The organism is Streptomyces kryoterrae (assembly GCF_054072135.1).
This window is the reverse complement of record NZ_CM133358.1, coordinates 942,005-954,292: the sequence shown is the minus strand read 5'-3', so window position 1 is coordinate 954,292 and position 12,288 is coordinate 942,005. Positions and strand designations below refer to the sequence as shown.

The 12,288-nt window shown below is 67.3% G+C and carries 8 protein-coding genes and 1 pseudogene; 5 read left to right on the top strand and 4 right to left on the bottom strand.

Annotation, left to right across the window (positions count from 1 at the left end; all coding sequences use genetic code 11):
* Positions 1-85 precede the first annotated feature (85 nt).
* Complete coding sequence (locus ACW4TU_RS03885; RefSeq protein WP_457424628.1) at positions 86-1,006, bottom strand: alpha/beta hydrolase fold domain-containing protein; 921 nt, start codon at positions 1,004-1,006, stop codon at positions 86-88.
* Between the two features lie 694 nt (positions 1,007-1,700).
* Here ACW4TU_RS03885 and ACW4TU_RS03880 point away from each other — a divergent pair.
* On the top strand, positions 1,701-2,639 hold the full coding sequence (locus tag ACW4TU_RS03880) for a ribosome-inactivating family protein (protein WP_457424626.1): 939 nt from the start codon (positions 1,701-1,703) through the stop codon (positions 2,637-2,639).
* A 4-nt stretch (positions 2,640-2,643) separates the two neighbouring features.
* Here ACW4TU_RS03880 and ACW4TU_RS03875 read toward each other — a convergent pair.
* The 3 genes and pseudogenes from ACW4TU_RS03875 to ACW4TU_RS03865 form a co-directional block, all read right to left on the bottom strand.
* Positions 2,644-2,817, bottom strand: a pseudogene (locus tag ACW4TU_RS03875) (transposase); the annotation flags it as partial.
* A gap of 280 nt (positions 2,818-3,097) precedes the next feature.
* Positions 3,098-3,925: an HpcH/HpaI aldolase/citrate lyase family protein gene (locus tag ACW4TU_RS03870; protein WP_457424624.1), complete on the bottom strand. Its 828-nt coding sequence runs from the start codon at positions 3,923-3,925 to the stop codon at positions 3,098-3,100.
* A complete protein-coding gene (locus ACW4TU_RS03865) occupies positions 3,922-4,794 on the bottom strand; it encodes an HTD2 family dehydratase (protein WP_457424622.1) in 873 nt (290 codons plus the stop codon). The genes ACW4TU_RS03870 and ACW4TU_RS03865 overlap by 4 nt, the downstream gene beginning before the upstream one ends.
* A gap of 309 nt (positions 4,795-5,103) precedes the next feature.
* Between ACW4TU_RS03865 and ACW4TU_RS03860 the strand changes: the two genes are divergently transcribed.
* The 4 genes from ACW4TU_RS03860 (at position 5,104) to ACW4TU_RS03845 (ending at position 12,276) form a co-directional block, all read left to right on the top strand.
* On the top strand, positions 5,104-6,348 hold the full coding sequence (locus ACW4TU_RS03860) for a CoA transferase (protein ID WP_457424620.1): 1,245 nt from the start codon (positions 5,104-5,106) through the stop codon (positions 6,346-6,348).
* 860 nt (positions 6,349-7,208) lie between these two features.
* Positions 7,209-8,330 (top strand): ABC transporter permease, encoded by a 1,122-nt coding sequence (locus tag ACW4TU_RS03855; RefSeq protein WP_457424618.1) that lies wholly within the window; start codon positions 7,209-7,211, stop codon positions 8,328-8,330.
* 185 nt (positions 8,331-8,515) lie between these two features.
* On the top strand, positions 8,516-9,652 hold the full coding sequence (locus ACW4TU_RS03850) for a substrate-binding domain-containing protein (protein WP_457424616.1): 1,137 nt from the start codon (positions 8,516-8,518) through the stop codon (positions 9,650-9,652).
* An 89-nt stretch (positions 9,653-9,741) separates the two neighbouring features.
* Positions 9,742-12,276: an ATP-binding cassette domain-containing protein gene (locus ACW4TU_RS03845; protein WP_457424614.1), complete on the top strand. Its 2,535-nt coding sequence runs from the start codon at positions 9,742-9,744 to the stop codon at positions 12,274-12,276.
* Positions 12,277-12,288: the final 12 nt, after the last annotated feature.

Sequence of the window (12,288 nt, the reverse complement as noted above, 5' to 3'; positions counted from 1 at the left end):
GAACCCGCCCCACAGACGAGCGGTCCGCTGTTCCCTGACACGACAGCGGGCCGCTCCTTACTACCGCAGGGCATCACGCGGGGCGCTACCGCAGGGCGGCGGCGAAGAAGTCGAGTGATCGGTCGACTTCGGCCAGAGGCGGGGTCCGGTTGAGGTGGCCGTGCGGCATGCCCGCGGCCACGTAGGCCGTCACCGGTACCTCGGATGCCGCCAACTGCCGCGCCAGGAGTTCACCGGAGGGTCGGAGATCGTCGTACTCGGAGAGCAGGAGACGTACCGGCGGGAGGCCGTGCAGCGCAGCCGCTCCCGGCAGTGCGTCGCGCGGAAGATCGGTGAGTCTGCCGACGTAGTTCTCCACCATGAACTCGATGTCGGCCGTGGTGAAACGCATCGTCGGCGGGAGAACGCCCATCTCTGCGGCCGTGGAAGCGTCCAGCGCCGGGACGGGGAAGTGTGCGAACGGGTAGGCGAGCAGCAGGAGGTCAGCTGGCGCCACCTCCTCGTCGCGGTCCCGAAGGGCTGCGGCCAGAGCCAGGGCCGCGCCCGCGCTCGCTCCGCCGAGGGCCACGGTCCGGACGCCGGCGGCCGGCTCGGTCCGGAGCCATCGCCACGCGGCGCACACGTCGTCCAACGGCACGGGATGGCGGACGCCGGCTGTGGCGAGCCGGTAGTCGACGGACACCACCAATGCCTGGGCCCGCGCCGCCAGTTCGGATGCCACGACGTGTGCCTCGGGCATGTCGAGGTCACCGGCGAGGAAGCCGCCGCCGTGCAGCCACAGCACGGCCGTGGAGCCGGGGTTCCGCGGTGTGTACGTCCTGACCGGCACCGGCCCGTGTGGTCCGGCGACCTCGCGATTCTCGACAGCGACATCAGGTTGTACCCATTCCGACGGATCCTCCGCGAACCGGCGGAACCGCGACCGGGCGTCCGGGTCTTCGAGGTCGGCGAACGTCAGGTCGGCTATGAGGTGCAGTCGCTCCGCGAGGAAGGGATCCAGGGGCATGCTCGTCAGCTCTCTGTGTGGTTCTCGGCCACGGGAAGGGATAGCAGGGGTGGGGGAGTTGGGACGGCCCGATTCGCTCGCCCGGCCACGATGACATCACGCGAGGGCCCCCGGCGGGAGTTGGGTCGTTTGTAAAGACAAACCAGTCCGCCGAGTGCTCTCAGAGTGCTCTCCGCAGGGTCGGCTTCCGGCGTCGAAGCGGAACCTCGAGCTCGTCGGTGATCTGAGTAGGCGTTTGATATTGATTCGTGCCGACCGTTTCAGCATGTTTTGCCTGATTTTAATGCCAACGGGCATGGCCTGAAATGCCTGGAAGGTCCCTACTGGGGACCCTCCAGCCCATTGCTGAACGGGGCGGAATTCGGGCGGCATGTTCGGACTGAACGGGCGGTCCGGTCGACACCCGGAGTGCGCGAATATGCCCCCTGTAGGGCGAAATGTCATGAAAGGCGCCGATATTAAAGATGACATGCCCATCTGAACATTCCTAAGCGCCCACCCGGAGCCGGGGCATTTCGCGGGCTCTGTGGAACTCGGCAGCCCAATCACGGCCGCTGGTGATCGAAGTCAAAGTTACTCCCGGGTTGGGACATTTCACCCTGGTGGCAAACTTAAACGAGTAAGTATGGTCACGGCAACACGACCGAAAGCTGAAGTGACCCAGCCCTCAAGGCCGAATCCAAGGAGTAGACGCATGACGATGACCCCACCGCCCGGCGCCGGGCCGACAGCCAGTGGCCGCGGCCACAAACGCCGTTCCCGTTGGCTGAACGGGAAGTTCCTGGTGCTCTTCCTCGCCGTCGCCACGCTGCTGGGCGGGGCCGCCCTGGCGGCCCCGCAGTTCCAGGAGAAGGCCAGCGCCATCAACGATGGCAGGGACATCACCTGGGACATCAACGGCGGCCGGGCCGCGTACGACACTATGATCAATGCGGTACGCCAGCGGGCAACCGGGGGAAGGGTCCTGCGAGAAGGAGTGCTGCAGACAAATCCCAACGCAAATCCCTCACGATCCGAGAACATCTTCGCCATCGACCTTCGGGCCAGCAATGTGCCCTCGAGTTCGGATGGGAACAACGTCCGCCTGATCATGCGGGCGCGGGACCTGTTCATCATCGGCTATCAGATCAGAGACGGACGCGGCAGTGGGACTCCTAACTACTTCCAGGGCGACACCCCTGGTCTTCCCAATGAGCTCAGCGACGAGTTCGCGTTTACGGGTAGCTACACTGATTTGGAGCGCGTTGGAAGCCGGAGCCGACGTGGCATGGCGTACAACGAAGCAGCGGTGACGTCGGCGTACACGAGCCTGCGAGACGACCGTAATCAGGCAGCGGTAGCCAGGTCGCTGATGCTCTTCATCATGACCATCGCGGAGGCTGCGAGGTTCGACCCGCTGGATCAGGCTTTCGGACAGGTCTTCGGCGGTCTTCCCGGTGGCGTCATTAGCGCTGCCGAGACAGAGCTGATGAACAGTTGGAGCAGGGCCTCGGGTCAGCTACTCAACGCCCTCAACAACGGGGCGGCCATCAACTTCCGGGTCGACGACCCGGAGACACCGGAAGTCGACTTCAGCGCGACTACGATTGCTGGGATGGCCCTGATTCTCGGCATCTGCCTCCTGAGCGTGTGATCCTGTAGACGGTGCCGTGGTTCGGGAAGTCGTGCGGGAAGTATTTCCACGGGATTCCCGTGCGGTTGACGTACAGGATCGCGTCGAAGACTTCGCGCAGTTCGACCGGGGCTGGTTGGCTGGCAGGGCGGGCCCCTGCCAGCGAGGTACGGACCGCCGCATGTTCGCGAGACATCATCGCTCTTTGGTCGGGTTGCGTCCTCCTGCTGGTGCCTCATCGGCGTCCGGGAGGCTCGGTACACGCCCTCCGGCAGAGGCCCCGAGCGGCGTTGCCCCGTCGGTGGCCGACGCTCCGCGCTTTGCCGACGCTCCGCGCCGACGTCCTCCTCCGTGGGCGGGTGTTTCCGGAGGCAGGCGGGGGACCCTCGACCACCGCCCGCCTCCGGCTCACACGCCCACGCCCACGCCCGGGGTCCCGGGGCCTCGCGGTGCGGGGCGAGGCTCGTCGGGGCCCTGGATCAGGGCGCGGGGTGTGAGTCGTGGGCGTGTCCCAGAAGGCGCCGGGCTCGTTCCAGGACGGGCTTGTCGACCATCCGGCCGTCGACCGTGGTGACGGAGTCCCCGGCGGTGACGACGGCGCGCGCCCACTCCAACTCGTCCTGCGACGGGGCGAATCCCCGGCCGACGGCCTCGACCTGGCCGGGGTGGATGCAGAGTTTGCCGGTGAAGCCGAGGCGGCGGGCGTGAGTGATGTCGTCGCGCAGGATTCCGGCGTCCTTCACCGCGGTGGTGACCCCGTCGACCGGTGAGCAGATACCTGCCGCCGCGGAGGCGGAGACGAGCCTGGAGCGCGCGTAGGCGAGGGCGGCATGGTCGTCCCACGCGACGCTGAGCTGTCCGGCGAGGTCGACGTTGCCGAAGGCCGCACGGGCGACGCCGATCGTGGCGCACACCTCCCAGGCACGTTCCACGCCTGCTGCCGTCTCGATGAGGGGGATGAGCTCGCAGCGCCCGGCGACGCGGGCGGCGATGTCAGCGAGTACGACCGGGTCCTCGGACTTGGGCACCATGACGGGGCAGCCATGGCGGCCCGCCTCCGTCAGGTCGGACTGGAACCACGGTGTTCCCGGCGGGTTGATCCGGAGGACCGCGGCGTTGCCCTGCGCGAGCCATGCGGCGGCACTGAGGCGGGCCTGTGTCTTGTCCTCGGCCGCCACAGCGTCTTCGAGGTCGATGATGACCACGTCAGCGCCACAGGCGGCGGCCTTGGCGAAGCGGTCGGGCCGGTGCCCGGGTACGAAGAGCCAGCTGCGGGCCGATGAGATGTAACTGCTGACGTCGGTCATGCGAAGGCCACCTCCGCCGTGGCGTGCCGGCCCTGTTGGCCAGTGGCGATGCGCAGTTGAGCCCCGTCGTTCGCCGGGGTGCCGGCGGCGAGGAGATGCTCGCCCGCGAAGGCGGGGCTCCGCAGACGGTAGGACAGGGACCGCACCTGACGGGTCGGTGTGTGGCGGCGGACGAGTTCCATCATGAGCAGCACCAGGAGTGGGCCATGGACCACCAGCCCCGGGTAGCCCTCCACATCCCGGGCGTAGGGCAGGTCGTAGTGGATGCGGTGGGCGTTGGAGGTGAGCGCGCTGAAGCGGAACAGCAGGGTCGGGTCCGGCTGGAGGGAGAGCTGCCACTCGTCATCGGCTCGGGGGCGCGCCGACGGTCCGAGCGCCGTGGGAGCGCTCTGCGCGGGGCCGCGGCCGGACCGGTAGACGATGTCCTGTTCCTCGACGAGACAGGTGCGGCCCTCCTGACGGAATTCGTTGCGCTGGGTCACGAAGAGCAGTTCGCCGGTTCGGCCGTGCTTGACCTCCAGGCCCTGCAGGCTGCTGACCCGCACTGCTTTCTCGCCGATGCGCAGGGGTTCGGAGATGGTGCAGCGTCCGCCGGCGAACATTCGCTGTCTGTCGGGGACAGGAGGCAGGAAGTGGCCGTGGGCAGGGTGGCCATCGGCTCCCAGGTCGCGCTGGGCGGGCCAGTCCAGAAAGTAGAGCCAGTGCCACAGGGCGGGCAGTGGGGCTCCGTTGGCCGCGACGGACTCGGGTTCGTCGAGCAGCGCCGAAAGCGCCGCGACAGGTTCTGGGAGCAGCGAGTCCTCACAGGTGACCTCGCCCGGTTGCCAGGACTCGGTGTGCACCTGGAGGGGGCTCTTCTTGAGATGCAACGGTCTGTCCTCGGGAACGGTGTGGTGGACGCCGGGCGCTGCGCCACTCGTCGGCCCGGTCGCCGACTGATGAGCTTGACATGATTGTAAGACAACGACAGGCTTGTCAATAGACTGACGATTGTGCGGCACTGTGGCGGTCACCCCGCGTGAGCCCGACACTGCGACGGACCTTCCCGGTGCGGCGGGTTCAGCGACGAACGCGCTGCTGATGCGGAGCAGTCGCCTCCTTGGCTCTGAACGTCCGGCAGTTCTGGGTGTGTGTCGAGACACCCCGCAGTGCACCCACTTCTGCCGAAGGGAATCACGTTGACGTCATCTCTCCAGCCCCTCAGCGGTCTGCGTATCGTCGAAGGCGCTTCCTTCGTGGCCGCGCCGTCGGCCGGCCTGGCTCTCGCTCAGCTCGGGGCGGACGTTATCCGCGTCGACCCTCCGGGCGGCGGGAGCGACTTCCTTCGGTGGCCGCTGTCCAGCACCGGGGAGAGTCTGTTCTGGGCCGGTCTCAACAAGGGGAAGCGGTCGGTGACCATCGATCACCGCAGTGACAGAGGGCGGGAACTGCTGCTCGCCCTCGCCACGGCGCCCGGAGGCGGGGCGGGGATCTTCCTGGACAACATGGTCGGCCGGCGACGGCCGACGTACGAGGAACTGCGCGCTCGGCGCGAGGACGTCATCCACGTGCACTTCCAGGGCAGGAGTGACGGGTCGCCGGCCGTCGACTACACGATCAACGCGGAAGTGGGAGTACCGCAGATGACCGGTCCCCAGGGCACGGAGCAGCCGGTCAACCACGTGCTGCCCGCCTGGGACCTGCTGTCCGGGATGGTCGCGGCCTCCGGGATTCTGGCCGCTGTCCTCCACCGCGAGCGGGAGGGGCAGGGGGCGCAGCTCGAACTCGCTCTGGCGGACGTGGCGTTGGCCGGCGTGGGCAACATGGGGTGGCTGGCGGAAGCGGAGATGCGGGGTGGGGCGCGAGTCAGGCACGGAAACCACATGTACGGCTCCTTCGGGGTGGACTTCGAGACCTCGGACGGCCGCCGGCTCATGGTGGTCGCTCTGACCGAGGGGCAGTGGCGCGCGCTTCGCGAAGTCACCGGGACGGGCGCCGTCTTCGCCGCCCTGGAGCCGGTCCTGGGCGCGGATCTGAATCAGGAGAGCGACCGGTACCAGTTGCGCGAGACCATCGCCGCCGTACTGAGGCCGTGGTTCGCCCAGCGGGACTTCGGCACGGTACGCGAACTGCTGGATCGCGCCAGGGTCCTGTGGAGTCCGTACCTGGACATGGCCGAGGCGGCTCGCGCGGCACGCGCTGACAAGACGTCGGTGGCGGTGGAAGTGGACCAGCCCGGTATCGGTTCCCTGCTGGCCACCGGCCGGCCGCTGCGGTGGGACGGAAGCGGGGCACCTCCCGTTCCGGCGCCACGCCTTGGCGAACACACCGAGGCCGTGCTGTCCGATCTCCTCGGCCTCTCGGGTCAGGAGATCGGCCGGCTGCACGATGCGGGCGTGATCGATGCGGGGAGCAGCCAGTGTCCGGAAAGGAGGGAGATCTGAACCGGTACCTCACTTGGTTGCCTCGCGACAGCTCGGGCCGCCCGGTGGGTCTGATCTTCCCGCGCGGTACGAGGCCGTACCCTTCCTGAACGTCCGTCGACAGCGGATACGGCCCATCGCCCGTAAATGAACCACGGGCCGGCTCAGGAGAAACAGGGGCGGTGACGGTTGCGGCACTACGCGTTCCACAGTTCGACACATGGAGCGCGAGGCCGACAACGAAACGGCTCTTGGCTGCAGAGCCACAGGACGGCTGTGGCGACCCCTCCGCCCGTCGGGTGACGTGTCCGCGGTCGTCGAAAGTGCCGATGCTGCGGGGCAGATCGTGTGTGATGCGGACGCCGCGCGGCGCTTCCCGGTGAGGCGGTTTCCTCTCCAACGCACTTTGAGGCGTGGAGAGCTGCACGGGCCGGGGAAACCGGTGCGGGGCGCGTCACTGCGTTGGCTGACGGCCGCGGAGGCATGGTTGCGGGAGTCTCCGGCCCTCGTCATTCGGCGCCGTCCCGTTGCTGGTCTCCCGTCGCGTGACCGGCCGACCCAAGGGCGCTGGCCCCGCCGCCGGGCAGCATCATCATCGCCCCCGAGTGCCCAGGGGTAGTCGTCTCGGTCCGGAAATAACTGTCAAAAATCGGTTCAAAATATAGCATGATGGACGATCCGGGGAACCAGGGTCGACCCGATCCCCGCGAGGAGCAGAAGCGGCTCCAGCTCTGCCTGTAGCCGCATCGGTGATGGGTACGCCCACCCGTCTCGGCAGGCGCCGCCGCATCGGCCGCCCTCGGATTCCCACCGAAACCCTTGACGGACAGGCATTGCAAGCATATTAATACGGTCTTACATTAGTCAGCTCTGCCAGAGGTATGGCAAAGGCACCCCTGAAGGAAAGCGACCGGCTGATGAACGTGCAGCGTCAGGGCGTATCCCAAGCGACCGCCCATCCTCCCGGTGGCGGTTCCGCACCGGCGGTAGGACCGGCCCGATCGGACCGGCTCACCGACTTCAAATACCGCTGGCCCGCGCGCTACCGAGCGAGCTGGGCGGCACTCGTGTTTCTCACCGTCACCGTAGTGTTCATCGCCCCGCGGACACTGAGCAGCGCGTCCTTGGGGCTGGTGACCGCGCTGGCGGGCGTGCTCGCGATCGCGGCGCTCGGGCAGACGTTGATCATCATGCTGGGCGCGATCGACCTGTCGGTCTCGGCGATCATGTCGCTGTCCGCCGGGATGGTCGTCCACTATGGTGGCCCCGGGGCGAACGCTCCCGTGGTGATCATGGCGGCGTTGGCCGTCTCGGTCGTGCTCAGCCTGCTGAACGGTGTGCTGATCACGGTGTTCCGGTTGAACGCGCTGATCGTGACGCTGGCGACGTTCGGGATCATCTCGGGCGGGATCAAGCTCTGGACCGGCGTCTCGCTGTCACTGACCGGGCAGGCACCCGAGTCCCTGACGAACGTGGCGCAGAAGACTTTGTTCGGCGTCAATGCCTGCTTCCTGTTCGCCCTCGTCGCCGCCGTCCTCCTCGCCGCGGTATTGGGGAAGACGCGCTTCGGCCGCCGCGTCGCTGCCGTCGGTGTCAACCGGCGGGCGGCGCGCGCGCTCGGCATCCGAGTCACTCTCGTAGAGCTGTCGACCTTCGCCCTGGCCGGGCTGCTCTACGGCATCGCGGCAGTCCTCCTTGCGGGCTACATCGGCACGCCGGACGTCGCCGCCGGGGCGCCGTACCAACTCGCCACGATCACGGTCGCTGGCATCGCGGGAGTCCTGTTCACCGGCGGACCGGCCAGTGTGGCAGGCGTCGTGAGCGCCGCTCTGTTCCTTCAGCTCCTGGACCAGGCGCTGTCCATCATCGGCCTCTCGGCCGGCGAGCGCGCGGTCATCCAGGGGCTCGCGCTCGTCATCGCCGTCGCCGCTATCACCCTCGGCCAGTACGGCGTCTCAGGGATCAGCCGCAGCCTCAAGCTGGTCGTACGCCGCGCTGGCTGATCACGCCCCGTTACCCGCTCAAGCGCAAAGGGATTAAGTCAATGACGATGGACAAGCCCTCCAACGAGCGTCCTCGCAGATCACGCCGTGGTTTCACGCTTGCCGCAGCCACCGCCGCTGTCACGCTCGCGCTGGCTGGATGTTCCAGTACGACGTCGAGCGATTCCTCCACCAAAGGGAAGACGGTGGCGCCCAGCGCGTCCATTTCCGTGAGCCCCGAGGCGGTGGCCGACACGATCAAGCGCACCTTCCTCAAGGACATCCCGCTCAGCTCGCTGAATCCCGCGGTGCAACGGTCGATGCAGGTCGCCGCTCAGCCCGTCACCCCCGCCATGCAGGCGAAGCTGACCGAGTGCCTGCAAACCAACGTCTGTGAGACCGGGCGCGGGTCGCTCACCATCGGGTTCCCGAACGACAACATCAACCCTTGGCGACAGACCTTCCGGGCCGAACTCACCGCGCAGGCCATCGCCTCCCCTGAGGTGTCCAAGTTCATATACAGCTATTCAGCCGATGTGGCCGGCTATCTGGCGAACTTCAAGAGCATGATCGCTCAGCGGCCGGATGTCATCGTCATGGACACGATCTGGGGCGGCGCCGTGCTGCCCGTGGTGCAGCAGGCCAAGGCAGCCGGAATCGTCGTCGTCCAGATAGAGACGCCGGTGCCCGACGCGGTTGCGAAGGCGGTCGACGTCTATGCGCCCGCCGACCTGTGCGGTGCCTACAAGGACGGCGCGAAGCAGGTGGCGCAGCTGGTCGGCAAACCGGGTACGTACGGGCTCTACACCGGTATCCCCGGCAACTCGAGCGCGGCGGCGTGGCAGCCGTGCCTCAACAAGGGGCTGACGGACGCCGGCTGGAAGAAGTCGATCGAGGGCTTCACACAGTGGACGCCGCAAGGCATGGCGCAGGCCGGCAACTCGCTCTACGCCTCGGGTAAGAACCCGGACGCGGTCGCCTACGACTACACGCTGGAGTACTTCGCCACGCCGTATCTGAAGGCGAACCGAACCCCGCCGATTCTGATGTCGGACGTCGTCAACTACGCCTACCTCAAGCAGGTCAAGGAGGCGCAGGCGGACGGCGTCAAGGCGACCGCGTTTGTTGCCAACAGCCGTGTGTGGTACGGCCGCATCGGTGTCACCGCGGGAATCATGAAGAAGCAGGGACAGAAGGTCGACCACCTCGTGTCGATCCCGTACCCGATGGTGAACATCAACGACGTGCTCCCGCTGTACGACCCGGCGATGCCGGCGAACGCGCCGCTTCCCACCCTCTTCACACCTGACCAGGAGTCGGCCGTTCTCGCGGAGGGTTCGTGATCCGCAGAGCCCTTGACGGTCCCGGCCGGGTCGGCGTTGTCCGATCCGGCCGGACCCGAACGTCGATCCACCCAGCGGAGGAGTTCCCGATGGAGAAAACCCGGCTGCCGCTGGCTGTCGATAAGGACGTCCGATCGTCGGCGGCCGTGACACTCACGGGCGTTTCGAAGTCCTTCCCCGGAGTTCGCGCCCTGTCCGACGTCGATTTCGACTGCCGTCCCGGCGAAGTCCACGCCCTGGTCGGCGAGAACGGTTCCGGGAAGTCGACGCTGATCAAGATCGCGTCCGGCGTCATCGAGCCCAACGAGGGCACCGTTCTCATCGGCGGCGAGAAACTGGGCACCGGTGGTGGTGTCAAGCGCGCCCGGCGCCTTGGCCTCATGACCGCCTACCAGGACACCTCGCTCGTTGCCGAGCTGAGTGTCGCCGACAACATCGCCCTCAGTTTCAATGCCGTTGGCAAGCCGAAGCCGACAGACCTGGACAAGATCCTCGCTCGCTTCCAACTCCCTTTCAAACAGTCTGACACGGTGGCCTCACTGGGCCCGGGCGCCCGGCAGCTCCTCGAAGTGGCGCGCGCGATGGCCCACCGCCCCCGCGTGCTGATGCTTGACGAGCCGACCGCCGCACTCGACATGCAACTGGCGGAACAGCTCGGGGAACTCATCAAGCTCTCGCGGGACGAGGGCACCGCCGTCGTCTACGTGAGTCACCGCTTGGCTGAGATCAGGCGTCTCGCCGATCGCCTCACCGTCCTGCGCGACGGCGTGATCCAGGGAACGTACGAATCGCAGGACTGGGAAATCGACGAGATCGTCGAACTCATGGTCGGCACCTCGACCGAACTCGAGTTCCCTTCCCGCGCGGCTCCTGCTTCGTCCCGTACCCGACTGGACGTTCGCGAGCTCCAGGGCCACGGGTTCGGGCCCGTGTCCATTCAGGTCCGGGCAGGCGAGATCGTGGGCGTCGCCGGCGCCGAGGGCAACGGGCAACGCGCGCTGCTTCGAGGCATCATCGGCATCGACCGCACCGGCGGGTCGTCCAGCGTCGACGGCAAGACACTCCATCGTGTCACTCCGGCAACGGCGCTCGACGCGGGCATCAGTTTCCAAAGCGGAGACCGGGCAGCCGAGTCGGTCTTCGCCCCCATGTCCGTCATGGACAACGCGACGATCCAGCTCGGCTCCGACGCCGGACCATCCGGACTGTCCCTGATCCGCAGGCTGCTCCCGGCCTTTCGCCGGGCGACGAACGAGCTGGGCATCGTGGCGGCCTCCCCGTACCAGCCCATCAGCGGCCTGTCCGGAGGCAACCAGCAGAAGACCGTCCTGGCCCGGCCCGCGCTGCGGCCGGCGAAGGTGCTTGTCGTCGACGAGCCGACGCAGGGCGTCGACGCCCACGCCCGCATGGACATCTATCGCGTGCTCTCCGACGCGGCCGCCGACGGAATCGGCGTCCTGGTCAACTCCTCCGACTCCGCCGAGCTCGCCGGACTCTGCGACCGGGTGTACGTCATGTCGCGGGGAACAGTCGTCAAGGAGCTGACCGGGCCGACGACCGAAAGCGAGATAGTCCGAAGCTTCGTCAGCGCGACCGACGTGGCGGAGGCCGACGGGCCGGCCGTAGCCGCAAGCGGCGGGCAACTCAGCCGGATGTTCAATCGACTTTCCGCACACCTGCCTATCGCTGTGCTCCTCGTGCTGATCACGGTTGTCGCCTTGTACGCGGGCGCACACTCGGACGTCTTCTGGACCAAAACCAACCTGGCCAACCTGCTCATTCTGACGCTGCCGCTGGGCTTCGTCGCCATCGGACAGCAAGTCACGATGATGGCCGGCCTGCTGGACATCTCGGTCGGCTCCATGATGAGTCTCACGGTCGTCCTGGCGTCGATGACCTTGTCCGACCTGCGACCATCGTCCGTCCTGGTCACGCTGGGCCTTCTGGCGCTGGCGGTCGCGATGGTCGGAGGGTTCAACAGCCTGCTCATCGAGGTCCTCAAAGTGACACCGATCGTGGCGACGGTGGCGACCATGGGAATCGTCCAGGGCATCGCCATCGTCTTGCGCCCACAGCCGGCCGGAACGATCGCGCCTCAGCTCCTGTCGTTGGTGTCGCAGGGCATCGGCTTCGTGCCGGCCGCGTTCATCGGCCTCGTCGCCATCGCGCTCGCCATGGAGTTCTGGCTCCACAGGGCGCGGCGGGGATTGGCCCTGCGAGCGGTCGGCTTCGACGGCGAATCCAGTCGTCGTGTCGGCGAGCGGGTCTCCGCCGTCCGCGCAGCCAGTCTTCTCGTCTGCGCCCTCGGGGCCGTCATCGGCGGCGTCTTCCTGGCAAGCCAGACCGGCCTGGGTTCCAATGATGTCGGAGCAGGCTATGTGCTTCCCTGCTTCGCCGCCGTCTTCCTCGGGGGAGCCGTCCTCTCCGGCGGCCGCGGCTCCTTCATCGGAGCCCTGCTAGGGGCACTGTTCCTGGGCCTGCTCAACAATGTGACACCGCTGCTCAATATTCCGGACGCCTGGCAGCAGATCATCTACGGAGGCATCCTGCTGTTCGCCATCGCGTCCTACGTAACCCTCGAACGAACTCGCAGTCGACGTCCCCGCCGACTGCCTGCCACGTAGCCGCGGAGGACG